34 protein-coding genes and 1 rRNA gene are annotated in these 25,876 nt (G+C 50.1%); 13 read left to right on the plus strand and 22 right to left on the minus strand.

From position 1 onward, the window contains the following. Positions 1-400: 400 nt before the first annotated feature. Positions 401-1,195 (plus strand): nitrilase, encoded by a 795-nt coding sequence (locus tag MVG27_RS00330; protein WP_297548213.1) that lies wholly within the window; start codon positions 401-403, stop codon positions 1,193-1,195. Here MVG27_RS00330 and MVG27_RS00335 read toward each other — a convergent pair. Then, complete coding sequence (locus MVG27_RS00335; RefSeq protein ID WP_297555796.1) at positions 1,183-1,947, minus strand: class I SAM-dependent methyltransferase; 765 nt, start codon at positions 1,945-1,947, stop codon at positions 1,183-1,185. The two genes, MVG27_RS00330 and MVG27_RS00335, sit on opposite strands and share 13 nt — an antisense overlap. 94 nt (positions 1,948-2,041) lie before the next feature. Between MVG27_RS00335 and MVG27_RS00340 the strand changes: the two genes are divergently transcribed. After that, positions 2,042-2,749 (plus strand): hypothetical protein, encoded by a 708-nt coding sequence (locus tag MVG27_RS00340; RefSeq protein ID WP_297548211.1) that lies wholly within the window; start codon positions 2,042-2,044, stop codon positions 2,747-2,749. Beyond that, positions 2,733-3,125, plus strand: coding sequence for a hypothetical protein (locus MVG27_RS00345; RefSeq protein ID WP_297555798.1), 393 nt, complete (start codon positions 2,733-2,735; stop codon positions 3,123-3,125). Before MVG27_RS00340 ends, MVG27_RS00345 begins: the two co-directional genes overlap by 17 nt. Here the strand turns inward: MVG27_RS00345 and MVG27_RS00350 are convergent. From MVG27_RS00350 to MVG27_RS00375, 6 genes are all read right to left on the minus strand, one after another. Then, positions 3,122-3,472, minus strand: a complete 351-nt coding sequence (locus MVG27_RS00350) for a hypothetical protein (protein WP_297548324.1) — start codon at positions 3,470-3,472, stop codon at positions 3,122-3,124. The two genes, MVG27_RS00345 and MVG27_RS00350, sit on opposite strands and share 4 nt — an antisense overlap. Beyond that, positions 3,459-4,253: a DUF1648 domain-containing protein gene (locus MVG27_RS00355; protein WP_297548322.1), complete on the minus strand. Its 795-nt coding sequence runs from the start codon at positions 4,251-4,253 to the stop codon at positions 3,459-3,461. The genes MVG27_RS00350 and MVG27_RS00355 overlap by 14 nt, the downstream gene beginning before the upstream one ends. Next, the gene (locus tag MVG27_RS00360; protein WP_297548320.1) at positions 4,234-4,602 is read right to left on the minus strand and encodes a PadR family transcriptional regulator; all 369 of its coding nucleotides are present in this window, start codon (positions 4,600-4,602) and stop codon (positions 4,234-4,236) included. The genes MVG27_RS00355 and MVG27_RS00360 overlap by 20 nt, the downstream gene beginning before the upstream one ends. 43 nt (positions 4,603-4,645) lie before the next feature. Beyond that, positions 4,646-5,626 carry a DUF3887 domain-containing protein gene (locus MVG27_RS00365; protein ID WP_297548896.1) on the minus strand — a complete coding sequence of 327 codons (981 nt, stop codon included), beginning with the start codon at positions 5,624-5,626 and terminating at the stop codon, positions 4,646-4,648. Positions 5,627-5,631: 5 nt separating this feature from the next. Beyond that, positions 5,632-5,952: a heavy metal-binding domain-containing protein gene (locus MVG27_RS00370; RefSeq protein ID WP_297548894.1), complete on the minus strand. Its 321-nt coding sequence runs from the start codon at positions 5,950-5,952 to the stop codon at positions 5,632-5,634. Between the two features lie 91 nt (positions 5,953-6,043). After that, positions 6,044-6,628 carry a YiiX/YebB-like N1pC/P60 family cysteine hydrolase gene (locus MVG27_RS00375; RefSeq protein WP_297548892.1) on the minus strand — a complete coding sequence of 195 codons (585 nt, stop codon included), beginning with the start codon at positions 6,626-6,628 and terminating at the stop codon, positions 6,044-6,046. A 211-nt stretch (positions 6,629-6,839) separates the two neighbouring features. Here MVG27_RS00375 and dph2 point away from each other — a divergent pair, with 211 nt between their 5' ends. The 4 genes from dph2 to MVG27_RS00395 all read left to right on the plus strand — a co-directional run bounded on the left by dph2 (position 6,840) and on the right by MVG27_RS00395 (position 10,808). Next, complete coding sequence (dph2, locus tag MVG27_RS00380) at positions 6,840-7,874, plus strand: diphthamide biosynthesis enzyme Dph2 (RefSeq protein WP_297555801.1); 1,035 nt, start codon at positions 6,840-6,842, stop codon at positions 7,872-7,874. Then, the gene (locus tag MVG27_RS00385) at positions 7,871-8,482 is read left to right on the plus strand and encodes an METTL5 family protein (protein ID WP_297548888.1); all 612 of its coding nucleotides are present in this window, start codon (positions 7,871-7,873) and stop codon (positions 8,480-8,482) included. The genes dph2 and MVG27_RS00385 overlap by 4 nt, the downstream gene beginning before the upstream one ends. Before the next feature lie 80 nt (positions 8,483-8,562). Then, a complete protein-coding gene (locus MVG27_RS00390; RefSeq protein WP_297555804.1) occupies positions 8,563-9,483 on the plus strand; it encodes a hypothetical protein in 921 nt (306 codons plus the stop codon). Further along, positions 9,483-10,808, plus strand: coding sequence for an RsmB/NOP family class I SAM-dependent RNA methyltransferase (locus tag MVG27_RS00395; RefSeq protein WP_297549494.1), 1,326 nt, complete (start codon positions 9,483-9,485; stop codon positions 10,806-10,808). The genes MVG27_RS00390 and MVG27_RS00395 overlap by 1 nt, the downstream gene beginning before the upstream one ends. Here MVG27_RS00395 and MVG27_RS00400 read toward each other — a convergent pair. The 8 genes from MVG27_RS00400 to MVG27_RS00435 all read right to left on the minus strand — a co-directional run bounded on the left by MVG27_RS00400 (position 10,805) and on the right by MVG27_RS00435 (position 17,049). Next, positions 10,805-11,620, minus strand: a complete 816-nt coding sequence (locus tag MVG27_RS00400; RefSeq protein ID WP_297555806.1) for a hypothetical protein — start codon at positions 11,618-11,620, stop codon at positions 10,805-10,807. The two genes, MVG27_RS00395 and MVG27_RS00400, sit on opposite strands and share 4 nt — an antisense overlap. Next, positions 11,621-12,670, minus strand: a complete 1,050-nt coding sequence (locus MVG27_RS00405; protein WP_297555814.1) for a mechanosensitive ion channel family protein — start codon at positions 12,668-12,670, stop codon at positions 11,621-11,623. Between the two features lie 23 nt (positions 12,671-12,693). Then, positions 12,694-13,341 carry a DUF432 domain-containing protein gene (locus MVG27_RS00410; RefSeq protein ID WP_297551220.1) on the minus strand — a complete coding sequence of 216 codons (648 nt, stop codon included), beginning with the start codon at positions 13,339-13,341 and terminating at the stop codon, positions 12,694-12,696. A 25-nt stretch (positions 13,342-13,366) separates the two neighbouring features. After that, a complete protein-coding gene (locus tag MVG27_RS00415) occupies positions 13,367-14,017 on the minus strand; it encodes a DUF434 domain-containing protein (protein WP_297555809.1) in 651 nt (216 codons plus the stop codon). A gap of 20 nt (positions 14,018-14,037) precedes the next feature. Next, a complete protein-coding gene (locus tag MVG27_RS00420; RefSeq protein ID WP_297551216.1) occupies positions 14,038-14,814 on the minus strand; it encodes an HD domain-containing protein in 777 nt (258 codons plus the stop codon). Positions 14,815-14,930: 116 nt separating this feature from the next. Then, positions 14,931-15,341 (minus strand): PIN domain-containing protein, encoded by a 411-nt coding sequence (locus tag MVG27_RS00425; RefSeq protein ID WP_297551214.1) that lies wholly within the window; start codon positions 15,339-15,341, stop codon positions 14,931-14,933. A gap of 28 nt (positions 15,342-15,369) precedes the next feature. Beyond that, positions 15,370-16,596 (minus strand): translation initiation factor IF-2 subunit gamma, encoded by a 1,227-nt coding sequence (gene eif2g, locus MVG27_RS00430; protein WP_297551212.1) that lies wholly within the window; start codon positions 16,594-16,596, stop codon positions 15,370-15,372. A gap of 72 nt (positions 16,597-16,668) precedes the next feature. After that, positions 16,669-17,049: a 30S ribosomal protein S6e gene (locus MVG27_RS00435; RefSeq protein ID WP_297551210.1), complete on the minus strand. Its 381-nt coding sequence runs from the start codon at positions 17,047-17,049 to the stop codon at positions 16,669-16,671. Positions 17,050-17,180: 131 nt separating this feature from the next. On the opposite strand from MVG27_RS00435, the gene MVG27_RS00440 reads away from it, so the two are divergent. Next, a complete protein-coding gene (locus tag MVG27_RS00440; RefSeq protein WP_297551208.1) occupies positions 17,181-17,351 on the plus strand; it encodes a preprotein translocase subunit Sec61beta in 171 nt (56 codons plus the stop codon). Here the strand turns inward: MVG27_RS00440 and MVG27_RS00445 are convergent. Further along, on the minus strand, positions 17,348-18,001 hold the full coding sequence (locus MVG27_RS00445) for a hypothetical protein (protein ID WP_297551206.1): 654 nt from the start codon (positions 17,999-18,001) through the stop codon (positions 17,348-17,350). The genes MVG27_RS00440 and MVG27_RS00445 overlap by 4 nt on opposite strands. A gap of 95 nt (positions 18,002-18,096) precedes the next feature. Here MVG27_RS00445 and engB point away from each other — a divergent pair, with 95 nt between their 5' ends. Then, positions 18,097-18,645, plus strand: coding sequence for a GTP-binding protein EngB (gene engB / locus MVG27_RS00450; RefSeq protein WP_297470454.1), 549 nt, complete (start codon positions 18,097-18,099; stop codon positions 18,643-18,645). On the opposite strand, the gene MVG27_RS00455 is transcribed toward engB, so the two are convergent. After that, a complete protein-coding gene (locus tag MVG27_RS00455) occupies positions 18,640-19,104 on the minus strand; it encodes an Lrp/AsnC family transcriptional regulator (protein ID WP_297551204.1) in 465 nt (154 codons plus the stop codon). The two genes, engB and MVG27_RS00455, sit on opposite strands and share 6 nt — an antisense overlap. Before the next feature lie 145 nt (positions 19,105-19,249). On the opposite strand from MVG27_RS00455, the gene MVG27_RS00460 reads away from it, so the two are divergent. From MVG27_RS00460 to MVG27_RS00470, 3 genes are read left to right on the plus strand one after another with little or no spacing between them, the layout of a single operon-like run. Next, complete coding sequence (locus MVG27_RS00460; RefSeq protein ID WP_297551202.1) at positions 19,250-20,311, plus strand: Clp1/GlmU family protein; 1,062 nt, start codon at positions 19,250-19,252, stop codon at positions 20,309-20,311. 47 nt (positions 20,312-20,358) lie between these two features. Further along, positions 20,359-21,192 carry a geranylgeranylglycerol-phosphate geranylgeranyltransferase gene (locus MVG27_RS00465; protein WP_297551200.1) on the plus strand — a complete coding sequence of 278 codons (834 nt, stop codon included), beginning with the start codon at positions 20,359-20,361 and terminating at the stop codon, positions 21,190-21,192. Between the two features lie 5 nt (positions 21,193-21,197). Continuing rightward, entirely contained in the window at positions 21,198-21,578 is a 381-nt protein-coding gene (locus MVG27_RS00470; RefSeq protein ID WP_297551198.1) for a ribonucleoside-triphosphate reductase, read from the plus strand. Between the two features lie 38 nt (positions 21,579-21,616). Here the strand turns inward: MVG27_RS00470 and MVG27_RS00475 are convergent, their stop codons facing one another. From MVG27_RS00475 to MVG27_RS00495, 5 genes are all read right to left on the minus strand, one after another. Then, positions 21,617-22,423, minus strand: coding sequence for an OB-fold nucleic acid binding domain-containing protein (locus MVG27_RS00475; RefSeq protein WP_297555812.1), 807 nt, complete (start codon positions 22,421-22,423; stop codon positions 21,617-21,619). Further along, on the minus strand, positions 22,420-22,797 hold the full coding sequence (locus MVG27_RS00480; RefSeq protein ID WP_297551224.1) for a replication protein RepA: 378 nt from the start codon (positions 22,795-22,797) through the stop codon (positions 22,420-22,422). Before MVG27_RS00480 ends, MVG27_RS00475 begins: the two co-directional genes overlap by 4 nt. A 1-nt stretch (position 22,798) precedes the next feature. Next, the gene (locus tag MVG27_RS00485) at positions 22,799-23,869 is read right to left on the minus strand and encodes an OB-fold nucleic acid binding domain-containing protein (RefSeq protein WP_297551222.1); all 1,071 of its coding nucleotides are present in this window, start codon (positions 23,867-23,869) and stop codon (positions 22,799-22,801) included. A gap of 125 nt (positions 23,870-23,994) precedes the next feature. Next, a complete protein-coding gene (gene scpB / locus MVG27_RS00490; RefSeq protein WP_297551194.1) occupies positions 23,995-24,591 on the minus strand; it encodes an SMC-Scp complex subunit ScpB in 597 nt (198 codons plus the stop codon). Between the two features lie 49 nt (positions 24,592-24,640). Next, entirely contained in the window at positions 24,641-25,669 is a 1,029-nt protein-coding gene (locus MVG27_RS00495; protein WP_297551192.1) for a DUF835 domain-containing protein, read from the minus strand. Positions 25,670-25,801: 132 nt separating this feature from the next. On the opposite strand from MVG27_RS00495, the gene rrf reads away from it, so the two are divergent. Continuing rightward, a 5S ribosomal RNA gene (gene rrf, locus MVG27_RS00500) occupies positions 25,802-25,876 on the plus strand; the annotation flags it as partial.

A 25,876-nucleotide genomic window follows, 5' to 3' on the forward strand; every position in this document is an offset into this window, starting at 1 on the left:
CTAATCCTCTTCTTAATCCACTTCCACCTCATCCTGCCCTTCTTCTTCCACTTCCTTGGCCTGCGCTTCATGAGCATCACCCCTGAGTTCCTTCAGCCTTAGCTCAGGAAGTCCCTTTTTAAGCTTTTCTCAGGGTTTGAAACTTCCCAAAATCCGCCAATTTTTGTTCGGAAAACTTTACAAGGGGTTTTGGCTGGCCAAACTTTCCCCTATTTAACGCCCTTTTCAACCAGTTTAAGACATTCTAATCCCCTACTTTTGTTCATGCGTTGTTGTTCGTATCTCATCGGGACTTTGTCCAGCAAAAATCCCTTCTTTTAGCTAGAGCATCAACTAAAATCGCGATTCGGCCTCCGCTAAGCTTATTTATCTCATAGGAGTACTCTAAGGGGTGATGCTCATGAAAGTTGCCTACATCCAGATGGAACCGGCCTTTCTGGAACCAGAAAAGAACTACTCAAAGGCCGAGAGACTCGTGAGGGAAGCGAGGGAAAAGGGGGCCCAGCTGGTCGTTCTTCCCGAGCTCTTTGACACGGGCTACAACTTCGAGAGCAGAGATGAGGTTGAAAGCGTTGCCGGCCAGATTCCCGACGGCCCAACGACGGAGTTCCTCGTGGAGCTCGCTAGGGAAGAGCAGGTTTTCATAGTTGGAGGAACGGCGGAAAAGGACGAGAGGGGAAACCTCTACAATTCGGCCGTTGTGGTGGGCCCGCTCGGCTGGGGCTACATTGGGAAGTATCGCAAAATCCACCTCTTCAACAGGGAAAAGCTCTTCTTCAAGCCCGGAAACCTCGGCTTCCACGTCTTCAACATTGGCATAGCGAAGGTAGGGGTCATGATATGCTTCGACTGGTTCTTCCCCGAGTCAGTTAGGACGCTGGCTTTGAAGGGAGCGGAGATAATAGCCCACCCGAGCAACCTTGTTATGCCCTACGCTCCTAGAGCAATGCCGATTAGAGCCCTGGAAAACCGCGTTTATACAGTAACGGCCAACAGAATCGGGGAGGAGAGGGGCTTGAGGTTCATAGGGAAGAGCACGATAGCCTCACCAAAGGCCGAGGTTCTGGCCATGGGTAGCGAGGATAAAGAAGAGGTCGCCGTCGTTGATGTAGACCTCTCGCTGGCGAGGGACAAGAGGATAAACGAACGCAACGACGTATTCAAGGACAGAAGGCCCCAGTACTACGTCTTGTAGGGCCCCCGAAGGTAAATTATGTCCCCAACGTTAACTACTCCATGCTCGCTTTTCCTTATTATCCTTGCCTCCTCAAAGAGGGCCTTTCCGATTCCAGCCAACCCGGCCAGGTCCCAGTAGCGCGTTTCTATCTCGCCAATCTTCTCCCAGCCGGGCAGTTTGTAGTAGCCACGCCGTATTACCCCCCTCACCGGGTTGTAGCCCTCGTCGAGGGAAATTACCGTGTAGTCCTCGCCCCTTACCTCCGGCACAATCTCGCGGTAGGCTCTCCTGTAAAAGAAGGCCCCGAAGCGGTCCATCTCTTCAAGCAGGAAGACGCCGTCGTTTTCAATGACCCTCGCAACGTTTCTGAATAGTTCAGCCGTTTGAAACGGGTCGAAGTGGGGCATCGTGTAGCCGAAGATTAAAGCCACGTCAAACTTTCCGAGCTTTCTCAGGTCGTCGAGGCAGTCCATAACGGCCCCGTAGATTTCTCCGCTAGTCCAGTTTTCAACGAGGAGCAAGTCCTCCTTTCTCTTGTCCACGACCGTAAGGGAAGCTTCGTAGCCCCACTCCTTCAGTGTCTCATAAAGGGAAGCTCCCGCAATTCCAGTTCCCGCACAGAGGTCGAGAATTCTAAGCTTTCTCCTCTCCGGGAAGAGGTTCTCCTTGACGGCCCAGTTGAAGAAGGAGCGTAAGCCGATGAACCTGTTCTGGGCGACTTCGCTTTTTGGGTCCATAAACGTTCTCAGGTAGCGGTAGAGCTCCTCCATGCTCCCACCTTTGGCCCTTCTCGCGAAGGGTTTTAAACCCATCGAAAGGTTTAAGACCTTGTCAACTTACATAGGTTGACGAGGGGTGATAACAATGGCACGTTTTCAAGGCCACCCAATTGAAGATGCAATAGTCATACTCATCGGAGGACTTTATTTTGTCTCACTTCTAACAAAAGCCAGCTGGCTAGTGACACTTGGAGGGATTATGGTCATGATTTTCCTCCCAACATTTCTCTTCGGCAGGAAAGTAGAGATTCGTGGGGATAGAATAGTCCTCAAATTTGAGTGGCCACCGTTTTTCCCCAAAATAGAAGTCTCCCCCGGAGATATTGTAGAAATAATTGACCTTGAGCAGGCTGAAGAAGTGCCTCCAATAAAATACCACAAAAAGGCACTAGGATTTACCCTTCTGTGGCTTTTGGTCGGCTTTACTGGGTTAATTGAGAAGCCAGAATGGGCTTTTGTTTGGACTGGGTGGATTTACTGGGGAATCATTGGGTTTCTGACTCTAATTTTTCCTAAGAAGCTCAGAAAACAGGGTGCGATTGTTCTCCTTAGCTTCAGCGTGATAGTGTCTTACGTACTCTATTTGCTAAACGTTAGCTTGTATCCATTCTACATCTTTCTGGGTTTTATCCTCGTCCTTTCGTATCTCACAGACCTCCGAGAGAAAGCCATTATCTTAGTAACAGAAAAGGGCACTTATTTCATATATTCAATTGACTATAAGGAGTTAGTTGAACTCCTAAAGACCATAGGGAGGCTTTCGAGCGGTGGTCCAAATGTTCAAACTGCCTGAGGGCATGGAGCGGGTCTGGCTCATGAAGGCCAAAGGAATGCGCGAGGTGGAGGTAGCCCAGACCCTCGGGATTTCAAGGCAGGCCGTCAACAAAGCCCTGAAAGAGGCGAGGGCAAAGCTCTTCGAGGCCTTTTTCGGCCTTGCCGAGGTTTTCTCGTGGGAGGTAGCGAGGGTAAACGTTGAGAAGGGCTTCATGGTCGCTCGGGGAAAGTGTGGCAATGAGAACGTGCGCATCTATGCATTCTATATTCCGGGAAGGGGAGTAAGGGCGTTTTTTGAAGGGGAGTTCCCGGAGTACATTCTGAAGCACGCGGTCGAGATGGGAATAATCGAAAAGCCCGATAAAAAAGAACTCGTGAAGGCGCTTGAGGGCTAATAGTAGCCCTCCTCGTAGGCGCTAGTTAAAGCTATGAAGGCCGCATAGAATACCGCCCTAAGGGAAGCGAGGAGCACCGTCGTTCCAAGGCAGGCAAGCATGAGGAACATCAGCCACGTCATTGGAAGAAATGGTGAGAGGACTACAAGGAGGAGGCCCGTTATTATCGTCCCGATTCCGGAAACGCGGTTGGCCTTTCTCCTCGTGCGCCCCGAGGGGTATGTGTAGCCTATCCTGAAGCCAATTCCCGGCTCGTCCCCCGCTTTAAACGTTAGCAGGCCAGCTATTATAAGAAAGGCTCCGAGGAAGACCGCCCAGAGGATTCTGAGGAGCTCATACCCTCTCATTACCCTTCACCGTGAAAATCCTGTACGTTCCTAGGAATGCAAGGGCCAGAAGGAGCCATATGGAGTAAGACACCGTTTTTAACGGGAGCTTTCCCGCATTGTACAGAACAACCGCGGAGAACACCAGAACGGTTCCGAAACTCATAAGCGTGTTGAACTCAAACCATCCGAGGGGTGAGAACCGCTCCCTTCCAGCGGAAAAGCCCGGGTTTCTTCCGAGAACTGTCAGAAGGAAAAAGAGCCCCCATGTTAATACGGGCACTCCCAGAGCTCCCCACGTCCGTGACATGAAACCGTTCGGAGTTCCGGAGGCATTGAAATGAACCGCAATAATTTCGGGAAGTTTATCCCAGTTCAGGGCGACGATGAGGAGATATACACCCAGAAAGGCCAGCTGGAGGAAAAGGTAAGGCCTGATGTTCACAAGTATTCTTCTTCCGGCGGGTTTTTCAGGGGCTTCCATTGACAGTTCTTCCATCTCGTAGGTCTTCTTGGCAACGGCTATTGGAACGATTAAACCTCCAATGAGCCCCGCAACCATGACGAGCATGAATGTAACCTCCGATGCGTCCAGCAGGGAGAGGCCGACCAGAATAAGGGAGAAAAATACAAAAAACAGCCCTCCAACTGTGTTGGCCTTTTTCCATGCTTCTTTTGAGACGTAAGTGTAGCCCACCCTAACCCCGATGAAGGGGTTCTGTTTGTTCCTGACTGCGAGAGTCAGGAGGCCAGCTAAGAGAAACGTAACTGAGATGAACATTTCAAAGGCGTCCAATCCCATCACCCCACCTTTCAAGGATTCTGATTATAGTCTCAACCTCCTCTCTCAGCTCGTTCAAGATTTCCCTTCCGAGGTCGGTCAGGCGGTAGTACTTCCTCGGCCTGCCGTTGACTTCCACCCAGAAGTCCTCGACGAGCTTGTACTTCTTCAGGCTCTTGAGGATATCGTAGAGTGCCCCCTCGCTCGGGACGAGTTTGCCATCACTCACCTCGCTTAGCCTTTTCCTTATCGCGTAGCCGTGCAGTTCACCCTCCCTCTCCAGGAGGGAGAGAACCAGGTATGAGTATAGGCCAGAGCGGAGTTCCTTTCTGAGCTTTTTCAGTGCCCTTTCCTTCGGATTCCCGAGCAATCCCCCTTACCTCCACGTGAATACAGGGTGGAAAATAAAAACTTCACCACTTCACTGAAGGCTCTTCGCTCTCGGCCTTTGCCAGGGGGAGGAGTCTTGGAAGGACTGTCAATGAGATTCCAAGCATAATCCCATAGCCTGCCAAGAGGAGGAATCTCGATTGGGCCACGTGCCAGTAGGAGGCCATGCTGTCAACGACCCAGTGGACGAGAACCATTGTTAACAGGGCCTTTCTTCCCCAGCCGTTTCTGTAAGAGTACGCAAAGAGAACCGTTGTGGACGTATGGAAGAGTAGCGCAAGGGTTCTCTCTACAAGACCCAGAAGGGAACCTCCAGCGATGGCCGAGATAATTGCCACGTAAATGGCCTCGCCGAGTCCAAAGCCAACGCCTACGTACGCCGCTTTTCCGAGGGTTTTGTCCCTGGAGAAGTAGTACTTCAGCGGTTCCTGGACGAGGCCCGCTATTAAACCGCCCCAGAGGGAGAGAACGACGGGATTGGTTATACCAAGGTAGCCCGGAATCATCTGTATCGGGGGTTGAACCACGAGTACGGGAATTATCAGGAACGCTCCGAGGATAAGCTCCCCGGCATGGAACCTCCTTAGGTACGCCCAGATTAGGAGTAAACCCAGCAGCCCTCCGAGGAGCGGATAGACCGCTTTTCCCGGACTAAAACCCGGGGCGAAATGGAAGCCTTCGACTTTCCCATCTTTTACCGTGACGCTCACGGTGTAGTTGCCTTTCTCGGCTATAACACGGTAGTAGTAGATTTGATATCCGCCTTTCTCCTCCGTTTTCTCGAGCTTGTAGCCCCTAATTGGCCCGTATTCCTTCACAAGTTCACTTCTGATGCCATTGAACACTTTCTCGGTAAAGAGCTTCTTCATGTCGTCCCCGAGATACGGCTCAACGAGGGAGTAGTTACCTGTTTTAAGGGCTTCCATCATTGCCTCTTGAGGCGTTAAAGCGGAAACGTAGCCCAGGAGAATCAGAAAAGCGAGAAGCGCCAGAAGGCGTTTCATATGAATCACTCCGGTTCAACTATAACGGCGGTTCCAAAGGCGTAAACTTCCGCCATTCTCTGGCCGACGTTGGATGTCATAAAGCGCATCCCTATTACAGCGTTTGCACCCATTTCCTTGGCGTTCTCAATCATCCTCTGGAGTGCTATCTCCCTTGCCTCTGCCATCATCTCGGTGTACTCCTTAACTTCCCCGCCAACGAGGTTTCTTAAACCGGCAAGAATGTCCCGGCCGAGATGAGTTGCCATAACGACCCCTCCCCGGGCGAGCCCCTTGACCTCAACAATCCGATAGCCGGGAATTTTCTCCGTGGTAACGACAATCATGGTCAGCCCCCCAATACCTCGAACTTCGAGGTATTATACGCGAGGGAACTATAAAAGGGTTTTGCTACAAAAATGAAGAAAAACGGGTGGTTCAAGAAGAGTCGTAGTAGACTACGTAGGTGTCATCATCGTCGTAGATTTCCTGTGGGGCAACTCCCCAGAGGTATTCCCAGTAGAAGCCCGGATGTGCGTCGATATCAGGGCCTCCCGCCGCCATGTATGATGCCCACACGAGTTCGGAACAGTAATAGCTGTCTCCATAGACCTCTTTTGTCCACCATCCCCAGTCATAGGGTTTACCAAGCTGTTGAAGGGCAAATCTGACCGCTGCCTCCCTCACTTCGTTTGTTGTATCAACCCTGAGAACCGCCACCGTGTCATACCTCTTTAGGAAGTCCGATAGATAAACGGTCCTGACTTCACTTGGGTTATCCCATGCTTCGACAACCACCCAGTCCTGGGCAGAGGAGTCATAGTACGCTATTATACCAGTGTGAGTCCAGTATCCTGGAATTATAAGATCTGATATAGGGTTGTGGCCAATTACTATATCTCCTGGGATAATACCCGTGGGATATGGGTGGGAATAGTCCTGGGACAGACTTGAAGACGCTGAAACGGGGCTCAATGTTACAAGCAACAGCAACATTCCCAATATCGGTGCAACTTTCTTCATTTGATGCACCTCCAAGTAGACTTTAGTATTTTTTTGTTCAACAATGCTTAATAAACCCTTCGAATAAATTTGTGGCGTGTCTAAAAAATTTTATTTTGCAATATGTTATACAGAAAACTCTATATCCCATTTTGAGTGTTAATTAACTCCCATTAGTAACATTTCCGATGAAAATTTAAACCCATCAAAACAGGGTTTAGTGGGTGGTTAAATGTACGAGATTCCCCTCGATGAGATACTCGCCGAACTGCGGAGGCTCAACGCTAACCGTGTCCTCATACAGTCCCCAGAGGGTCTCAGAAGGGAAGCTGAAGAGTTGGCCAGTTTCCTTGAAAATAAAGGAATTGAGGCCATCCTACACGGAGAAGTTAACTACGGCGCCTGCGACCCAGCGGATTTGGAAGCAAAACGGCTTGGTTGCGATGCTTTAATCCATCTCGGGCACAGTTATATGACGCTTCATCTCGAAGTGCCAACAATTTTCGTTCCGGCCTTTTCCGAAGTGGACGTTATTCCGTCCCTGAAGAAAAACCTCGGGGAAATAAGAAAACTTGGGGAGAAAATAGCCCTCGTAACGACTGCCCAGCACATCCACAAACTTGGCGAAGCGAGAGAGTTTTTGGAAAAGCAGGGCTTCGAGGTCGTAATCGGTAAGGGGGACTCCCGCGTTTCCTGGCCGGGACAGGTTCTCGGGTGTAACTTTTCAAGTGCAAGAGTAGATGCTGAGGGGATTCTTTTCATAGGTTCAGGCTACTTCCACCCCTTAGGGGTTGCCCTTGCTACAAAAAAACCAACTCTGGCAGTAAACCCTTACTCTGGCGACGCAATTTGGATGACCGAGGAGGCAGAGAGACTAATCAGAAAGCGCTGGGCTCAGATAGCAAAGGCTATGGACGCGAAGAGCTTTGGGGTTATAGTAAGCACGAAGAAGGGGCAACTCCGCCTTGCTGAGGCCAAACGCATACTCAACCTCCTCAGGGAGCACGGGAAAAAAGCAAAGCTTATAGCAATGGACCACATAAGCTATCCAAAGCTCGAAGGTTTTCCCTTCGATGCCTACGTCGTCGTTGCCTGTCCGAGGGTTCCGATGGACGACTACGAGAACTGGATGAAGCCCGTGCTAACTCCAAGGGAAGTGGAGCTACTTCTGGGGCTGGGGGAGGACTACGAGTTCGATGAGATACTCGGGACCGAGCGGAGAACTGATGAGCCCCTTGGCATAGCCGTTCACGGTGTAGAGAAATGAAGAAAAAGCACCTTGCTATGACCCTTTCAAGGCTTGAGGGCTTTAGGAATCCAAAACCCGAGCTGGAGCAGTATCGAACCCCAGGGGATGTAGCGGCTGAACTCCTGTGGCTTGCTCATTCCGCGGGGCATATAGCCGGCAGGACTGTTGCTGACCTGGGTGCCGGAACAGGGGTTCTCTCAATCGGGGCAAAGCTCCTTGGTGCTAGGAAGGTCTACGCGGTTGAGAGTGACAAAGAGGCCCTTGAAGTCGCCAGAAAAAACGCGGAAGCCCTTGGACTTGAGGTCGAGTTCATAAACGCCAACGTCTCTGAGTTCAATGAAAGTGTTGACACCGTTGTTATGAACCCACCCTTCGGGAGCCAGAGGAGACACGCTGACAGGCCCTTCCTTATGAAGGCCTTTGAAGTTGCAGATGTTGTTTACTCAATACATCTGGCAAAGCCTGAGGTTAGAAATTTTATTGAACGATTCTCCGATGAGTTTGGATTTAAGGCTTCCCTGTTGAAAACATTACCCTTTGAAATACCGGCTCAATTCCACTTTCACAAAAAGAAACTTAAGAGAATTCTCGTTGATATATACTTCTTTGAGAAGTATCTTCGTTAATATCAGGCTTCGCCGAAAAAAATATATTGGTCAATCTGCAATATTTAACTTGAAGGATATAATCAAGGTCGGTGACATAAATGCCCCCACGTGGTCTTGATGCCCTGCTTAAAAAGTGGGAGATGAAGGATTTAATCAGGCGAGCTCGGAAAAGCGATGAGGCCTTGGTAGAACTTTTAAAAGGAATAAGGTCAGAGGACACTGACGTTAAACTTGCTTCACTCTCCGCGCTTCTGGAGCTAGTTCAAAGTTCCAACTGGCGCGAAAGAAAGAGAATTCTCGAAATGGGATTTGATGTTCTCATAGATACACTGTTTTCTCAAGACGAAAGAGTTCTTTGGAGAACTCTTGCTATTTTATCAACGCTCCTTAAGAACAACCCTCTAAACGGCAGTAGACTTCTCAAACTTGTGAAAGCATTGACGAACCTTGCCGATACTAAGAGCCCTCTGGTGTGGGATGAGCTTCTCAACGTTGTCGATAGCGTAATGGCTTCCTACGTTGACGATAATGTAGCCCAGGAACTCAAGGAAATTCTCAACAAAGGAACAGCGAGTGAGGCAGTGATAGTGGCAATGATTCTTCTTGAAATTGGAGCGATAGACAAGGATTGTTGGACAACTCTTGTTGAAAGAATTGCGAGTGCACTCCTCAGCGGCGAGCCGAGGCTCGTTGATGCTGGTCTGGTTGCATCACTCAAGATATCGAAGCTCCCGCCCGTTTATCCTATGGACGTCCTTATTAAAGAGCTCCTTCCAGCGTTGAGAAAGGCAATGCTTAACTGCGACGACCACATAAGAAAGGCAAAGGCCATTGAAGTCTTCGATAAATTGAGGGAGACCCTGGTGAGGTACTACCGCTTTAGGCCTAAAGAAGCCCAGCGCGTTGTTGAGGAGCTACTGAGCATCGGTCTGGTCGATGAGGCCTACCTGATTTCCTCCGCTATAGGTACGATTCCAACGTCTCCATGGGAATTCTATGGAAACAGGGGTAAGCTCTGATGCCAAAGCTCAAGCTGAGTGACAGACAGCTCTACGCCCTCATCGAGGCCGTCGAACTCGGGGAGGAGATAAAACCGAGCCAACAAGCAAAGAGGAAAGCTTTCTCCAAATACAGAATAGAGGGCTGGGAGAACTCCAAGCTTACCGGGATTTTTTACTCGATTCAACGACGACTCGGGCTCATAGACGAGGTTATAGGTGAGCTCGTCGGCGTTTCTCCGCTCATTTTAGACCCCTGGCTGAGGGCAACGCTTAGGGTGGCCGTTGAGGTTGCCGTTTTCAGGAACCCGAACGAAAAGACCCTGCAACACCTTAAGGGACTTGCCAAGTTCCTCTCAAGCAGAACCCACCCCTATGTGGGCTATTACTATTACGACCTCCTCCCAAAGGTTATCAACTACGTCCCGAGGCTGGACTCTGAGGAAAAGAGGCTGAAGTGGGATTACCTGTTTCCGGAGTGGTTCATCGGAAAGATGCGCGAACTTCTGGGTGACGAAGCGGAGGAGCTCCTTAAGGCCCTCAACAAAACCCTTCCGGTTAGCTTGAGGGTAAACGGGCTGAAGGCAAGCGTTGAGGAAGTCGAGGATTACCTTATGGAAAGAGGCCTCCTCTTTGAGAGGAGCGAGAGGGTTAAGACAGTAATCAGGGTTCTCGACCCCTTCAACCCCGGGAAGCTGATGGAGAGTGGTCTGGCCCTTCCGCAGGAGGAAGCTTCGGCCGTTGCATCGCTAATCCTTGACCCAAAGCCCGGTGAAACGGTTGTTGACCTGGCCGCGGCCCCCGGGGGAAAGACCGCCCATATGGCCGAGCTGATGAGCAACGAGGGAAAGATATATGCTTTCGACGTTGACCCCGAGAGGATTAAGCGCATGAGGAAAATCCTTCGGTGGGCCGGCGTTGAAATAGCGGAGGTAAAGAAGCTCGACGGCAGAAAGGCCCCGGAAGTGCTTGGGGAGGGTATAGCGGATAGGGTTCTTCTGGACGCTCCCTGCACGAGCGACGGGACGATAGCGAAGAACCCAGAACTGAGGTGGCGGTTGAGGGAGAAGAACATTCCCAAGGTAGTTTCCCTACAGAAAGAGCTCCTCGAGAGCGCGTGGAGACTTTTAAAGCCCGGCGGGAGGTTGCTTTACTCCACATGCTCGATGCTGAGGGAGGAGGACGAGGGAGTCGTTGAGTGGTTCCTTGCAAGGCATGAGAACGCCCGGTTAATCCCGCTCAACGGTCCTTATGATGAGGGTTTTCTGCCGGGCACGATGAGGGCCTGGCCCCACAGACACGGCACGATAGGCTTCTTCTACGCTCTGATTGAAAAGAAAAGTTAAGAGAACTCGATTTTGCTAATTACTACCCTTTCTCCGATCTCTTTGGAGAGTTCTCCAGCTTCTCGGTAAATGAAGTTTTCGATTTCTCTCTTTGCCTTCCCATCGAGTCCCTTTGCAACTATTCTGACTGTGGCATGAAGACCCTTTCCGGCTCCGAGAGCGTACCTCACTTCCTTTGCCTCGATTTCGATTCTCTCGGGGGTTATCCCGAATCCCTTTAATGCATTCTTTATTTTTCGAGCCATACCCCTAAGATAGGGGTCGAACTCCACGGGTGAGGTAATTTTTATCTCCGTTTTGGGCTTCTGGGGTTTGGGTTTTGGCTTTTCGATTTGTGTAGTCTCTGGAACACTCACGGGGATTTCTTGTGGCGTCTCTTTGACTACCATGCTCGCCAAATCTGAGCATATTTCCTCAAGCCTAACTTTAGGAGTGAGGCTGTATACCTCCATGTTGTCCATTATTGAGACCTTGAGTTCAACGTCTGTTAAGGGAAACACATCAACAATAAACGAGCCTGATTTAACAATGTCCATCATTATTTCAATTGCGGGCCTTCCCACTATGGAGGCGTTGGATCCAACCTCGAGAACTTCGATTGCCAGCACTTTTTCCCTGTCTATTATTAACGTTGCGTAGTAGGGAGTCCCTTCAACCTTTCCAAAAACCTTCGCGAATGCACCACCTGATTTGGATAGGGCCTTGGCTAAAACATCTAAAAATTCCTTTTTGCTTTTGCATACCAGATTCTCAACCATCGGAGGAACGGAGGGAAGTTTCACAGAGACCACCTGAGTATTATTTTTGTACATTTAGGTTTTATAGTTTACGTTGTTGTGCTTGTTAGAACTGTCGTCATCAATTCTGATCGTAAGCTCGTTCGCAAACCAGTTGACCCTCTGCGGGAACGGTATCTCTATGCCCTCCCTGTCGAGCGTTTCTTTTATCTTCCTCACAATTTCGGTCCTCACATCAAACCACTTCTCGCTCGGGACCCATGCCCAGACCCTTAAAATGACCGCACTGTCGCCAAGGTTCTCGACGTAAACCTTCGGCTCTGGCTCTGCCAAAACGAGGGGAATCTCATCAAGGGTCTTTTCAATGGCCTCTATCGCCCTCTGTGCATCTTCTGCATAGGCTATGCCCACCTGAACGTCAACCCTCCGAACAGGATACCTTTTTAGATTAACGATGTTACTGTTAAACAATGCTTCGTTTGGAATCCTGACAAGGGTTCCATCCCATGTCCTTATTCTCGTCGAGAAAATCCTTATGTCCTCGACAACTCCCTGAACGTTTCCGACCTGAACGGCATCGCCTATCTTGAGGGGTTTGTCAAAGTACATGAATATTCCTGAGACGAAGTTCGAAACGACGGTTCTCGACGAGAAACCGAGAACTATGCCCGTTATTCCAGCCGCGGCGAGGAGGGCACCGAGCTCACCTATGATACCCGCAAAGCTAAGGGCAAGGAAAAACGCCAAGGTTATGAAAGTGTAGTAGAAGAGCTTTGCCTTGATTTTGTCCTCTGGTCCCCTTTTTGTCTGGAGAAGGTAGTCCTTTGACTTCTTCGCTATAAGGTAGGAGATGTAGAAAAATCCCACTGCAAAGGCAAGGTTTCCTATTGTCGTCGGTCCTACGTTGTATTTCATTAGACCGAGGCTGTAGAGGGCACCTATAACACCACCAAGGACAAAGAGCTTGAAGATTAGTTCTGCAGTGTCCTCGTTGAGTATCCACGTCAGGTCTGTTTCTTTTGAGGCCCGGATTATGCCCTTCTTTGCTATTTCTCCGATAAGGGTGAGGATTACTACCGCTAAGACAGCCTTTAGAATTCCTTCCAGCGTTATTCCTGAAACCATTGGAAGGGAAATTGCCGTTGTGTTCAAGGCCACCACCTCATTCTAAAGTTTGGCATGGGTTCGGCCTTGTGAGTCGCCTTCAGCCTTCCGTCTGGAGGATTCCCCGTGTTGTTAACCTCATAGGGTTCCTTTGTCGTGAGAATTATCAGGGGATAGTAGGCCCTTTCCTCGGAGTAGAACATGACGCTGTTCTTTGTTGGGATAACAACTCGCTCAACCAGTTTCCAATCCTTTGTGGGATTCCTGATAATCAGCTTGACTACGCCCAGAGAGTCTGGTTCGCTCTCGTAAAACGGACTTACGTGGTATCTTGCAATAACCCCAATTGAATGCTCTCCGTATAGGGCGTATTTTTCCCTTCCAACGATGAATCGGTCTATTAGTGCGTTTCCGGCCTTGACCACAACGTCCACCGGTGCGCTCAGGTAGCCGTGGACGGTCTCACCCGGCGGAACCGCGAGCCTCTCCACGAGCTTCACCATGAGAAACCCGACGCCGTAGCCTTCCGCCGGGGCGGGAAGAATGGAAAGCTTTCTCCCTTTAAGAATTCTCACAACAACATCGTCTCGCTTGTACGTGAAGACCCCTTCTGAGTTTTCGATGATGTGAATTTTTTTGTTTCCGACGTGTATGAACTTGGTCTTTAGCTCATGTTCTCCGAAAGTCTTCATGGTGAGAAGTTAAGAGCTCGAAGATTTAAAGTTTCCCACCCAGGATTTCCTTCAAAGAAATCGGTCTTAACTGGGCTTTCTCTCCAGCATATCTGGCAAGGTCGAAAACGTGATTAACTTTCTCAATAACTCCAACATCTGCGGTAGCGACACTCTCAAAGGCTTTCAGCTCGTAGTCGGGGCTCTTCACGAGGCGAACCTCAGCTGGAACCTCAAGCTCTTCCAGAAGCCTTTCGGTGATTGCCTTAACGACGCCACTCCCCGGGTTGTTTTTCCCGTAGAAGAAGACCGTTTTTTGTGGGGAGAGCTCAGCTAAGGCCGAGACTATCAGCGCGAGGTTTCGCTCGGTTTCGGAATGCGGTCTGTATTTCCCCCGGTAGGCCAAATCTCTAACGAGCAAATCCTCGCAGAGTATTGCCCTTCCCTCGAGAAGGGATTCAAGGGTTATGAGCACGTTGAAGCCGTCTATCGCCAGAACCCTGCCCCTAACTTCTCGAGGCCTTAGAAGTTTCCGTTTAACTTCTTCAATCCATGAATCCGGGAAGACGCACCTCGCGAGTAGATGCCTTTCCTCCCTGCTCAGCAGATAGTGGTTGGCCACGAAGTTCAGGGCAACGCTCTTCCTGTAACCCCTGTTGAGGAGGTACTTAAGGTCCCGATAGGCCTCAACCAGCATGGCAAAAAATAGGGGAAAGCTCAGATAACCTTTTCGAGGGTTTCCCCATCCTTGCCTGTGTGAATCCTGAGCTTGACCTTTCCAGCAAGCAGGGAGCTCTTGACCTTCTTCGTCAGAATCTCATCCACCTGGAAGATTCCTGCAGGATGTTTCATCCATATCTCGATGAGTATCGGCTGTCTTTCACTTCCTTCGTGAATCTCAACGCGCTCTATTGCCAGAGCGGAAACGGCGTGTATATCAACGCGGTCCTTCTTGTGGACTAGCCTGCTTCTCCCCGCTTCCATGTCACAGCCGTCAGCTATGGTAACGATCGACCCCTCTATGGTTGTGCACGGCACGTGCTCGTCGTGGGTGTAAATTGCGTTGAGTGTTAAAGCCTTCAGCAATAGGGGATCGCGCCTCTCGAACTCCTTCACGAGCCTCTCGATTATGGGCTCGGCGAGGAAAACGCTGAACTCATAGTGGTTTATCCTGTGTATCATGTTGCCTATGTCGTGGAAGAGTGCCCCAAAGGCGACTATAAACTTGCTCCACCAGAGGGGCTTGCCGAGCTTCTCCGCCGTCGTCTGAATTCCAAACTTCTTGAGTATCCTAAGCAACTCAAGGGCCCTTCTTGTCGTCAGGAGAACGTGAACGGGGCCATGATCGTTGAACTGGTAGACGTTGAGCACTATGTAGTTCGTCGTGTCAAAGTAGTAGTGGTACTCTCGAAAAGTCCTTTCGTAGGCCTCGAAGAGCTTGTCGTCCCCAAAGAGTTCCCTAATTTCCTTTAAGAGTGCCTCCTCCGTGTACATTTTCCCACCCAAAAGGCAAACAACGTTTAGAATTTAAGGGTTTTGAACGGGATTCGGTGAAAAAAGTGGGCCTTCGTTGGGTGGTTTTAACTTTTCTCTTCTCTCTCCAAATCCCCCTACTCCAGCATTCCCTCCAGCTCAAGGATTTTTTTGGAGCGGAGGTAAACCACTGGAACACCTTTTTCCCGGAGGCGCTTTTTCAGCCCTTTGTCGTTTGTGCAGACTATAACACGCTCGTTACCGACGGCAAACTCGTAAATCTGGTCGTCTATAGGTTTTTCACCGAAGCGACCTATCTCGACGGTCTCGAACCTCTCCGCGAGCTTCTTTGCCATTCTAACCGCGAGGAGGTCTTTTCCCCGGGTCTTCCTCTCTATGACGTCCAGCTCATCGAGGACAACGTTTGGGATGACTATTCTGAATTTCACGTCGAGGATTCTGTTGAGTTCTGAAATGATATCAACGCCGAACTGACCCGGGACGAGGAGAAAGTTCGTGTCAGGGACGACCAGCCATTCCCTCCCCATAAAAACCACCAGAAAAGAAAAGGAGGGCTCACTCCTTTATGAAACCGTAGCCTATGAGGCGCCATCTGCTCCCGACCTGCCTGCTTATGGCAACCCTGTCGCCGACCTCAGCACAGACCGGAATCTGGAGCTTGAGCTCAATCTCGTCCTTTCCAAGGCCGGTGACGAGGCCCATTGTTCTGGCCGTTCCGACGTTGAGAAGGAGAACCTCCTTCCTCTTGATTGGCTCGACCTTGAGCTCATCTGCCGTACCAACGACGCGCTCGAGAAGGTGAACCTCAAGCCTGAGCTCCTCCCACACCGGCGGGAGTTTACCGGGCTTTCCGACGACGTTTCCGGCCATGAGGTCACCCTTCGTTAGGTATGGGTCGAGCTTGGTTCCAACACCGACGAGACCGCCGGGATAGGCCTCCTCAACGAACCTTCCACCGGCCTGGAGAGAGACTATTTCAGTGGTTATTGGCTCGTACTTAATCCTGCCGTGTTCCTCGTAGGGAACGCCGGGGCGAATTTCTATCTCGTCTCCCACTTTCAGCTTGCCCTGGACTATCGAACCGCCGATAACACCACCTATGAGCTTCTCGGGGGGAGTTCCCGGCTTGTTGACATCAAAGCTTCTCAAAACCAGCATCTTGGGTGGCTTGTTCGGGTCGCGCTTTGGCGTTGGAATGAACTTCTCTATTGCCGCGAGAAGAACGTCAACATTGGCCCCGTGAAGAGCTGAAATCGGGATTATTGGAGCATTTTCAGCCACTGTGCCCTTGATAAACTCCTTGATTTCCTCATAGCGCTTCATGACGGTCTCCCTGTCGACGAGCTCAATCTTGTTGAGTGCTATGACTATGTTCTTGTTTCCAACTATCTGAAGGGCCATTAGGTGTTCCCTCGTCTGGGGCATGACCCCCTCGTTGGCCGCTATAACAAGCACCGCACCGTCCATGAGTGAAGCTCCAGCGAGCATCGTTGTCATCAGCGCCTCGTGGCCAGGTGCATCTATGAAGGAAACGCGCCTCTCAAATTCAGTCTCGGCACCGCAGTACGGACAGACCGGTGAAGTTGAGTACCTGCCACACTTGGGGCACTTCCTTATCTCGGCATCGGCGAAGCCTATCTTTATCGTGATACCCCTTCTGAGTTCCTCGCTGTGCGTGTCAGTCCAAATTCCGGTTAAAGCCTTGGTGAGCGTCGTCTTGCCGTGGTCAACGTGACCAACCATTCCTATGTTAACCTCGGCCTGTCTAAACTCCTTGGCCATCTCTCTCACCCCTAAAGCTAAAAAGCGGGGACGTTTATTAAGGTTACCGAAGGAAGAGAATAGAAAAGGAATTTAGAACACAATCTTCATGTTGACCTGGACTATGTTTGGGCTTATGGTGTTGCCGTGGACGGTCTTCTTCCTCCTCTCACCCTTCTCCCTGGGCCTGAAGCCCGGCCCCTTGGAGAGGAGTATTTTAGCCCTCCTCGGACCGTGGACGTCTGGTCTCATCGGGAAGCCGTCCTTGTCGGTTCCGCCGGTTATCTTGAGCTTCGCATCCTCGGGAATGTTCTCGTCGCCGAATATCTCCCTGAGGTTAAGACCGAGCTCCTTCGCTGGGACTTCCTCACCTATGCGCTTTCCTATGAGCTTCTCTGCTTCTCCACCGGTTATCTCAACCTGCTTCGCTATACCTGTCTTCGGGTTCGATATAACGAGCTTGAAAGTGGCCATTCCTCCCACCTCCATTCATCAGCGGGATTCATTGGGCAGAGCCCTTACCCGAGCGGTCTTGAACGGAGCGTTTAAAAACCTTACCGTGAAGCTTAAATATAATAGTGAAAACTCAAAGGCAGGTGGTAAGTATGGCGAAGGAAAGAACAACACTCCCACCAACCGGAGCGGGACTGATGAGGTTCTTTGATGAGGACACGAGGGCCATAAAGGTCAGCCCGAAGGGAGTTATAGCAATGACCCTCGTGCTCATCGCTGTCGAGGTTCTTCTGCACGTCTTTGGTCCGAGTATCTTCGGTTAAAGGAAACTCGTTTTCTTTAATCCTCTCGCGTTTAGCTCCTCGTCTATTATCCCCCTAACGATCTCTTCAAGCTGTCTCTGGATTAAAGCTTCCATATCTGTTTTAATTTTATCAATATCATTTCTCAGTCCTTCAAGAAGCCTGATGTATTCTCTCGCCATTTCAAGTTGTCCTTCCTGCCGTACAACCTGTTCTTTTAAGTGCTCAAAATCGTCCTTCATAATTTGGAACTTTCTAATCTCCCTTTGGAGGTCTTCAATTTCCTTTTTAAGCCGGTAGTTTTCCTCTTTTAACTGCTCTATGAGCTTTTCCTTAGCTTCAAGTTCTTTCACAAGGGAGTTGTACTCCTCGGCTATCTGGTGGAGCCTCTCGATTTCCCTCAGCGGGGGAACCTTGCCGTCGCCGAGGATTATAACGTCAGGCCCTACGTTCACTATGTCGTTAGGAGAAATCTTGAGTTTTTTTTCACTTGTAAAGATGCTCTGGCCTTTTCCAAGGTTTTCAATTTCCTTCATCTTTAGAATGAAGTAGAACTGATTTCCTTTCCCGACTTCGACGTTGATGTCTGTAACATAGCCAAGTATTTTTCCATCGGTAAGAGAAATCACAAACTTATTAACAAGCTGATTGGCTTTTGTCTCCTCAGACATTTTGGACCACCGCTCATTTTTGTTACCATAAATACTTAACCTTTTCCGCCAAACCTTTTAAAGGCCCGAAAGAACTTTCAGCCCGGTGAGGAAATATGATAATATTCGCCGGGCGCTCAAACGTCGGCAAAAGCACACTGATATTCAAACTTACAGGGAAGAAGGTTAAGAGAGGGAAGAGGCCCGGCGTGACGAGAAAGCCCGTTGAAATCGAGTGGAGGGGCAAAAAGGTCGTTGATTTGCCCGGTTTTGGCTTCATGAGTGGGCTTCCAAAGCACGTCCAGGAGAGGATAAAGGACGAGGTAGTGCACTTCATCGAGGACAACGCCGATGAGATAGAGCTCGCGGTTCTTGTCGTCGACGGAAAGGCCTCGCCCGAGATAATAGAGCGCTGGGAGAAGAGGGGCGAGATTCCAATAGACGTGGAGTTCTACCAGTTCCTCCGAGAGCTTGATATACCGACCATAGTTGCCGTCAACAAAATAGACAAAGTCAAGAACGTCCAGGGTGTTATACACTTCTTGGCCGAAAAGTTCGGCGTTCCCTATTCGGAAATTTCACGGACTTTTGTTCCAGTCTCGGCCAAGTTCGAAAAGAACCTCGATGAGCTGAAAAGATTGATGGAAGAGAAACTCAGGTCATAACACTTCCAGGACGAGGTGGGTGTTGGTTTCCCTGACGCCGTCGAGGGAGGCTATCTCCTCGAGTATTTCATCGAGCTTCGTCTTGTCTGCCTCGATTATCAGGTCAACGTCGCCGGTAACGCGGTAAATCTTCTTTATTTTAAGTTTCCGTATGGCCTCATAGACGTGCCTTCTCTTTGTCGGTTCAATCTTAACAAAAACGAATACATCCCCCTTTTTCTCGCCCAGAAGTTCAAGAGCTTTGTCTGTCAGGTCTATGAAACCTCTGCCGGTTCTTATGTAGCCGAGCTCCTTGAGAACCTTGAGATGGTTGCTTAAAGCTTGTCTTGTTATGCCAAGCTCTTTCGCCAGCTCGTCCTGGGTTTTCTCGACGGTATGAACCTCGATTGTCTTGCCGTCTTCGTAGAGCTTTCTTAAAAGTTTAACCTGCCTTGGGGTTAGGGTGTTCTTTTCAACCATGTCCCTTCACCTTATGTTCTTCAACCGTTATTTCGATAAATGTAAAATTCAATTTTTCAATTTTCCAATGGTGATAAAGCTTTTTATAAGTTTTTCTAAGGTTTTCAGACTCAAGGTTTTTAACCTTCCACAGAAACTCTAAACCATGAACAAAGCCATCTACACCAACGACGTCCCTCCTGACAGGCTGGAACTCCTTGCCGAGCTTTCTTCACGCGATGCCGTTAAGGTTATGGTTATTGGGGGCCTCGACACGGGAAAGAGCACCCTTGTAACGTTTCTGGCAAACGAGCTCATGAACCTCGGAAAGAGCGTTGCAGTAGTTGATTCCGACGTCGGTCAGAAGGGTGTTCTTCCACCAGCTACGATAAGCCTTGCTCTCCCGGAGGAAAACTTTTCAACCCTCTCTGAACTCAGTGGAGTGGCCCACTACTTCATAGGAACGGTCTCCCCGAGCCAGTTTATCGGCGAGATGGCTGTTGGTGTCAAAAGGCTCGTTGAGATGGCCGAGAAAAGTGCTGATGTTGTTTTGATAGACACGACAGGTTTCGTTACCGGCCCGGGTTTTGAGATGAAACGACTTAAAGCAGAGCTGGTGAGACCGGATTTGATAGTTTTTCTCGAGAGAAACGGCGAGCTCGGCCCACTTGCCAGGGCACTCTCACCGTACGGAGACGTGGTCAGGCTTGGAGTCAGCGAAAACGCGAGGAGCGTTTCAAGAGAGGAAAGGCGCGAAATCAGGTTTGAGAAGTGGAGGACATACTTCCTGAACTCCAGTCTTGTCGAGTTTGACATCTCGGAGGTAGCTATTACCGGAACTTCCCTCTTCCATGGCCGTCCCCTCGATGAAAGGGAGAAAACCCTCCTCTCGCGGGCCTTCCGGTGGCTCGTCCTTGCCGGATGGGAGAACGACGGACGCTACACAGTTGTAAAGGCCGATGAGGAGAGCTTTCCGAGGGGCTACCGCTCGATTCATGCCATAGACTTTGAAAAGCTGAACAATCTTCTCGTTGGCCTGATTGACGAAAACGGCCTCTGTCTTGGCCTTGGAATTTTGAAGTGGATTAACTTCAGTGCCGGAACTCTTCAGGTACTAACTCCCCTTGAAAGGGGTTCATTGAGCTTTGTCAGGGAAATCCGTTTTGGAAGAATGAGGGTTTTGGAAACCGGTGAGGAGCTGGGCCTTTTAAGGAGAGACGAACTTTGAACCCATAAGGTTTTAAAGTTCAACCACAATGGTCGGAAGGTGATATCTTGGAGGCGAGGGCGTTCATCGAAATCACGAGGCCACACAACTGCGTCTTGGCAGGCATAGTCGGTCTGCTCGGCTCGATAGTTGCAGTAGGACACTTTCCTGAGCTGAGGAAGGCCGTTTTAGTGTTCCTCGTCGTAACGCTCGGCTGTTCGGCCGGCAACACCATAAACGACTACTTTGACTACGAGATAGACAGGATAAACCGGCCGGAAAGACCCCTACCCAGGGGGGCCATGAGCAGAAGGACTGCCTTCTGGTATGCTATGGCGCTCTTCGCTATTGGCCTAATCCTCGCCTCACTCATAAACGTCTACGCCTTTTTACTGGCCCTCGTCGCCTACGCCACGATGTTCCTTTACGCCTGGAAGCTCAAGCCCCTGCCCTTCATCGGTAACTTGGCCGTTGCCGGCTTAACTGGTGCGACTCCACTCTATGGGGCAATAGCCGTTGGCAAAATCGGCCTCGCCGGATATCTGGCACTCTGTGCCTTCCTCGTCAACGTCGCTCGGGAGGTCATAAAGGACATAGAAGACGTGGAAGGCGACCTGGCAAAGGGCGCTAAAACCCTCCCGATAGTTATTGGGGAGAAAAAATCGGCCTACATCGGGGCGTTGTTCGCGTTTTTGACCGTTATAGCATCGTTCCTGCCAATCAAAGCCGGTGTTGGACTTAGCTACCTGGCAATGGTTCCGGTTGATGCCATAATCCTTTATTCGGCATTCCTTATCCTCCGCTCGCAGGACAGGGAAACCGCACACCGCTCCCAAAAGTTGCTCAAAATCAGCATATTCCTGGCCGTAATGGCTTTCCTGATAGCTTCGCTTGTGAGGTGATTGGTATGGAGTTTAAGGACGAGATAATTAGGGAACTGGAAAACGATGAGCTCTGGACGGTGCTTACCTTCAAGACTCCTCACGGGCCTGCGACAACCCTGAACGAGCTCGTGAAGGTCGTTGAGGATGCCGGCTGGAGAGTTACTTTCAAGGCCAACTGGTGGACTGCAGACATACCCTACGGCCTGATAAGGATAGATCTCCAGAGGGATGGAAGGGAGAAGATTCTCCTCGGCAAGTGGATTCTAGGAGAAAAATGCGAGCTCATACGGGTTGAAAGCCTCGACCTTGAGCGCGGAAAGGACGAGTTCTTCCGCATGGTTGACAGCATAACCTCAACGCTAATCCACGACCCGGTTATAAGAACCATGCGGGAGCAGTACTGACGCTTTTTATTTTTTGGAGAATTGAAAAGGAGAAAAGCTCAGAGGGGTTCGTAGAACCCTATCTCGGGCTCGTAGATTTCTCCCTCAGCCAGCAACTGGCTTATCGCTTCTTCGATTATTTCCTCGTCGAACTCCTTTGAGAGCTTTTTAACAATGAACTTGTGGGATAGGGCTTTCCCCTTCTCGCGGAGCAGGTTCATTACAGCTTCCTTCGCCTTCTCAAGCTCTGGATTGAGTGGCGTCTCCTCGGTTTCTTCGGCCGTTTCTTCACCCAGTAGCTCCTCCTCGAGGGCTCTCTGCTCGAGCATCATTGTGTAGAGCTCGTCTATCGTGAGTAGAAGCTCCTCGTCAACTCCCCTGTTCTTGGCTATGACCTTTGCCTTGGCCGTTATCCCGTAGCGGTCGTAGATTTCGAAGGCTATCTTAGCCTTCTCGGCGTGCTCAACTTTATCCCTAAGAGTTTCGAAGCGGTGGAGTATCCAGAAGTTTGGGCTAACCTTGGAAACGCCCTCGACGAGTATCTGCTTGTCGTCGCGCCACTCTGCTACCTTTCCGATTATCTGGACGAGGTCGCCCTTCTTAACGAGCCTTATGAAGCGCGTGTCGTCGCGGAAGCCCAGAACCCAGATGGTTCCGGTTCCATCATCTATCTGGAACTTGCCGTAGGTCTCGTCGTCGCTTATGACGGGCTCCCTGACGACGGTGGCGACGACCTTGACGCGGTAGACCTTTCTGGCGTCGCGCATTATTAGGTAGTTGGGCTCGAAGTCGCCCTCGCTCCTCACGTAGTAGCCGTCGAGGATGTCCTTGATGTAGACCCTGCTCGCTGGCAGGCGCTTCTTCATAGCTCCTCACCTCCGAAGAAGCTGATGACGTTTTCAATCTTTGGCAGGACCTTTTTCTCGAGTTCCCTTATCTCCTCCAGTGCCTCCAGGTCTGCATCGCTGAAGTCCTGTATCACCTCGCCGAAGATGTGGACGCTCTCTTCGCCCCTTATGACCCTCCCGATGACCCTGACTATTTGACCGTTCTCAGGTAAAACGTTCTCCTCGCTCTCAACGAGTATAACACCGGTTCCGTCGTCTAGCCAGAAGGTGTAGTCGAGCTTGTCAACTTTGAAGGCCTTGCCTATGAGGGAAACTCTGGTGTCGTCTTCCCTAATCTCGGCAATTTTCCTCTCAACTGCAGGTTTTCTCCTCCTAAAGCGAACCTCCTCCATTTCACTCACCACCGAGGGCTTTCAAAACTTCCCTGAGTTCTCTCCTTGCGAGCTCAATCTCACGCCTTTCGTCAACTTCCTCCCATGTCCTCGCCTTGAGTAGCGTTCCAAGGAACTTATCCTCGGTAACGTTGCCCCTGACGATTATCTCCTTCCCGAGGAGCGGGTAGTAGGTTTCCTCCGCGAGCTTCCTGCCGGCTTCCCTTATCGTCAGACCCTCCTCGATTAGTTTCTTGAGTTTCTCGTCTATCTCCTCCGGACTTTCGCCGAGTAGCTCGCTCGCCTCGTCGCCAAAGAGGGTAACCCTTATGTAGCCGGTTGAGTCGTCGAGACCGAAGTCGAGGACGACCATCTTCACAGGCTCAACTGGGCCGTGTTCCGGGCAGACCCATGTCTCGCTCGCCGGGTCGTAGTCAACCTTTCTCCTGCACTCTGGACAGGAGTCGTAGGTTATTACCCTGTAAAGCCTCGCTATCGTTCCCCTCAGCTCGACGAAGCGCTCGTTGCCCTCCAGGTCCTTAATCCTCATTCTCCTGTAGTTGTATGTCCTGACCTCTTCAAGGGGAGGTATCTCCTCGACGCGCGGATCCTCCGGGTTCTTGATAATCCTCGTCCTGAAGTTGGCGTGAAGCTCTATCCCCCTCATGCCTTCCTTAACGAGGGGGTCTATGACCTTGATGATATCTCCGGGGCTGAGCTCCTCGTAGTACTTGCTCACGAAGTTGTCCCAGAGGACGAGCCTCGCCTGGCCTGTGGAGTCGTAGATTATGAGGTTTGCAACCCTGCCCGTTGAGCCGTCCCTCTTCTGGTACTGCCTCGGCGGGAACTTCCTGAGAACCCTTGCAACAATGTTGACGTTGCTCATTCCCGGGACAAGGTCAGCTATATGGAGTAACTCTTCGCCCTCCTCTAGTTTGATTCCCATTTCCTCCGCGAGCATTACGGCCGCGGCGTGTTCGGAAATCCCGTGGGTTTTAGCCAGCTCTCTGATTTTTCTCTCTATTTCCTCCTTCGAGAGGCCCCTGTGGCGGATAATCCTGTTGATAATTTGCTCCTTTGTAAGACCTACCATACCACTCACCTTAATGGTAATCGGCATTTCGAGTATTTAAACTTTTTGTTCCTGACTTCTTTAGCCGAGAATAGGCATTATTTCTGCTCTATTGAGAAAAAAGGGCAACTGAAAGACCCAGAAGTTTATTCAGTCCCGGAACTTTCTTCTTCAGTTTTGGAGTCATCACTATTTTTACCCTCAAGCTTCGCTATGAGGTCGCTGTACTCGGCGTGGACAACTTTCTTGAAGGCGTCTTTGATTATAGCTGGGTCATTCTGGGGGAAGCCGTAGAGCTCGGCGAACTTTTGAGTCGTCCCGAGAAGCTTCGTTCTCTCGTAGGGTTCCGCGTAGATTAGGCCCATCTCCGTTAGCTTCCTTATGTGCTCGTAGGCCTGACTCCCGCGGAGCTTTATTATCTTGCTCTGTTCAATCGGCTGGAGATAAGCTATAAGTGCGAGAGTTTTCAGTTCTCCTGTCCTTAAGTCCGGCCTCGGCATGAGGTGAATTACCCTCTGGCTGTACTCCTGTTTGACTTGCATGACGTATTTGTCTCCAAGAACTCTAACAACCTCAATCGCGCTCTTCCTCTCCGCGTATTCCGCCGCTATGAGCTCGATTAGCTTTTCAAGGTAATCAAGGGATTTTATTCCAAGGGCCCTTGAGAGCTCCTTTACGCTGAGTGGCCTTCCAGCAACAAAAAGAGCCGCCTCGACGAGGGCCTTGTCCTCAAGCAGTCCCATGGGTCACACCTATCTGTGGTCTCTTTAAGGCCCGTTATTAAGCTTCCGTTCACTCGAAGATTCTTCTCAGCATGGCACGTTCCCTCTCGTCCCAGGAGCCCTCGTCCAGAACGACCACAAGTAAGGCGTTGTTAACGAATGCCATGTCCCTGAGCGTCGCCAGGAACTTGAGAACCGGCTGAAGGCCGTTGTACGTAACTAGGAACTCAAGGCCATCGAGTATAACAACGCCGGTGATTCCACTTGAATTTGCCTCCTGGAGGTATCTACTTACGATTTCGCTTATTCTAGCCAAGTTCGTAGGATGAATTTTCATTTCTCCGCTTATTGAAGTTATCATGTAAACTGTCCAAGATGGAAACTCAACAGGTTTTCTCAAAAATGCTAGGACGGGATATTCTTTTAGAGAGTTAGCGACGGCTTTATAATCTTCGCTTGTGATAATTTTTATCCCTGGTTCGACTTTTATCTTGGGTTTCTTCTTGATGAAACTTTCTGAAAGCACCATTTTGGCCATAAAGTAAGCTGATAGGACCGTTAAAACTGCTCCAAGTGCAAATCCAAATGGAGCAAACCACTCCACACTTCTCAGAACGGGATAATCCATCTCGTGCAGACCAAAGAGCGCGAGTGCTATACCAGCTTTTCTTGCCGTTGGGAATTCAAACTCAGTTAATGCAAGAATACTCCCAGCGAGAAATACATAAAATGCTGAAATTCCGTAGGGGATGCCTACTCTTGATTCCCATTCGGTGCCGAGTAGTATTCCATATAGCGTTCCCACTAGTGGAGGTGGAGATAGAATCCAGGGCATTCTAAGGGAAGCTTGACCTTCTTCTATAAGAAAAAGAAGCGATCCATAGAAAAGAATTGAGGAAAAAAGTGCGTATAAAGTAACAATAAGGATTTCATTTCCGAGAAAATCCATAAAGACAACTAATGCAGATACTATCCAAGCAATTCCAAGGTAGAGTGCAGAGCGTCTCTTGGAAATTTTGTATGCTCTTATTAGAAAACCCGCAACAATTAGTTTCGCACTGAGGCTAAATGTTTGTCCTGTTACTAACAGGCTATCCATTCAAATCACTCGCATACATCGAGTTTTTGCCATTATAATCTTTTTCCTCTTAATAATTTGCTAGTTCTTTCATCAATTACTCAATCTGGATAACCGTAAGATTTATAAATTCATTGGGGAGGGTTATATCGGCACGGCGGCCATAGCGGCGGGGTTACACCCGGTCTCGTTTCGACCCCGGAAGTTAAGCCCGCCAGCGTTCCCGGG

It is taken from the genome of Thermococcus sp., assembly GCF_027011145.1.
Lineage (GTDB): Archaea > Methanobacteriota_B > Thermococci > Thermococcales > Thermococcaceae > Thermococcus.

Excerpts from the sequence above, each read along its gene's own strand:
- MVG27_RS00435 (WP_297551210.1), bottom strand. The coding sequence starts at position 17,049 with ATGGCCACTTTCAAGCTCGTTATATCGAACCCGAAGACAGGTATAGCG.
- eif2g (WP_297551212.1), bottom strand. The coding sequence starts at position 16,596 with ATGGCCAAGGAGTTTAGACAGGCCGAGGTTAACATAGGAATGGTTGGT.
- MVG27_RS00495 (WP_297551192.1), bottom strand. The coding sequence starts at position 25,669 with ATGGATAGCCTGTTAGTAACAGGACAAACATTTAGCCTCAGTGCGAAA.
- engB (WP_297470454.1), top strand. The coding sequence starts at position 18,097 with ATGATAATATTCGCCGGGCGCTCAAACGTCGGCAAAAGCACACTGATA.
- MVG27_RS00425 (WP_297551214.1), bottom strand. The coding sequence starts at position 15,341 with ATGGGGAGGGAATGGCTGGTCGTCCCTGACACGAACTTTCTCCTCGTC.
- MVG27_RS00355 (WP_297548322.1), bottom strand. The coding sequence starts at position 4,253 with ATGGGATTGGACGCCTTTGAAATGTTCATCTCAGTTACGTTTCTCTTA.
- MVG27_RS00405 (WP_297555814.1), bottom strand. The coding sequence starts at position 12,670 with ATGGTTTCAGGAATAACGCTGGAAGGAATTCTAAAGGCTGTCTTAGCG.
- MVG27_RS00350 (WP_297548324.1), bottom strand. The coding sequence starts at position 3,472 with ATGAGAGGGTATGAGCTCCTCAGAATCCTCTGGGCGGTCTTCCTCGGA.
- dph2 (WP_297555801.1), top strand. The coding sequence starts at position 6,840 with ATGTACGAGATTCCCCTCGATGAGATACTCGCCGAACTGCGGAGGCTC.
- MVG27_RS00485 (WP_297551222.1), bottom strand. The coding sequence starts at position 23,869 with ATGGTAGGTCTTACAAAGGAGCAAATTATCAACAGGATTATCCGCCAC.
- MVG27_RS00475 (WP_297555812.1), bottom strand. The coding sequence starts at position 22,423 with ATGAAGAAGCGCCTGCCAGCGAGCAGGGTCTACATCAAGGACATCCTC.
- MVG27_RS00390 (WP_297555804.1), top strand. The coding sequence starts at position 8,563 with ATGCCCCCACGTGGTCTTGATGCCCTGCTTAAAAAGTGGGAGATGAAG.
- MVG27_RS00400 (WP_297555806.1), bottom strand. The coding sequence starts at position 11,620 with ATGTACAAAAATAATACTCAGGTGGTCTCTGTGAAACTTCCCTCCGTT.
- MVG27_RS00420 (WP_297551216.1), bottom strand. The coding sequence starts at position 14,814 with ATGTACACGGAGGAGGCACTCTTAAAGGAAATTAGGGAACTCTTTGGG.
- scpB (WP_297551194.1), bottom strand. The coding sequence starts at position 24,591 with ATGGGACTGCTTGAGGACAAGGCCCTCGTCGAGGCGGCTCTTTTTGTT.
- MVG27_RS00385 (WP_297548888.1), top strand. The coding sequence starts at position 7,871 with ATGAAGAAAAAGCACCTTGCTATGACCCTTTCAAGGCTTGAGGGCTTT.
- MVG27_RS00460 (WP_297551202.1), top strand. The coding sequence starts at position 19,250 with ATGAACAAAGCCATCTACACCAACGACGTCCCTCCTGACAGGCTGGAA.
- MVG27_RS00375 (WP_297548892.1), bottom strand. The coding sequence starts at position 6,628 with ATGAAGAAAGTTGCACCGATATTGGGAATGTTGCTGTTGCTTGTAACA.
- MVG27_RS00330 (WP_297548213.1), top strand. The coding sequence starts at position 401 with ATGAAAGTTGCCTACATCCAGATGGAACCGGCCTTTCTGGAACCAGAA.
- MVG27_RS00445 (WP_297551206.1), bottom strand. The coding sequence starts at position 18,001 with ATGTCTGAGGAGACAAAAGCCAATCAGCTTGTTAATAAGTTTGTGATT.
- MVG27_RS00410 (WP_297551220.1), bottom strand. The coding sequence starts at position 13,341 with ATGAAGACTTTCGGAGAACATGAGCTAAAGACCAAGTTCATACACGTC.
- MVG27_RS00335 (WP_297555796.1), bottom strand. The coding sequence starts at position 1,947 with ATGGAGGAGCTCTACCGCTACCTGAGAACGTTTATGGACCCAAAAAGC.
- MVG27_RS00365 (WP_297548896.1), bottom strand. The coding sequence starts at position 5,626 with ATGAAACGCCTTCTGGCGCTTCTCGCTTTTCTGATTCTCCTGGGCTAC.
- MVG27_RS00395 (WP_297549494.1), top strand. The coding sequence starts at position 9,483 with ATGCCAAAGCTCAAGCTGAGTGACAGACAGCTCTACGCCCTCATCGAG.
- MVG27_RS00345 (WP_297555798.1), top strand. The coding sequence starts at position 2,733 with ATGTTCAAACTGCCTGAGGGCATGGAGCGGGTCTGGCTCATGAAGGCC.
- MVG27_RS00370 (WP_297548894.1), bottom strand. The coding sequence starts at position 5,952 with ATGATTGTCGTTACCACGGAGAAAATTCCCGGCTATCGGATTGTTGAG.
- MVG27_RS00415 (WP_297555809.1), bottom strand. The coding sequence starts at position 14,017 with ATGCTGGTTGAGGCCTATCGGGACCTTAAGTACCTCCTCAACAGGGGT.
- MVG27_RS00480 (WP_297551224.1), bottom strand. The coding sequence starts at position 22,797 with ATGGAGGAGGTTCGCTTTAGGAGGAGAAAACCTGCAGTTGAGAGGAAA.
- MVG27_RS00340 (WP_297548211.1), top strand. The coding sequence starts at position 2,042 with ATGGCACGTTTTCAAGGCCACCCAATTGAAGATGCAATAGTCATACTC.
- MVG27_RS00470 (WP_297551198.1), top strand. The coding sequence starts at position 21,198 with ATGGAGTTTAAGGACGAGATAATTAGGGAACTGGAAAACGATGAGCTC.
- MVG27_RS00455 (WP_297551204.1), bottom strand. The coding sequence starts at position 19,104 with ATGGTTGAAAAGAACACCCTAACCCCAAGGCAGGTTAAACTTTTAAGA.
- MVG27_RS00440 (WP_297551208.1), top strand. The coding sequence starts at position 17,181 with ATGGCGAAGGAAAGAACAACACTCCCACCAACCGGAGCGGGACTGATG.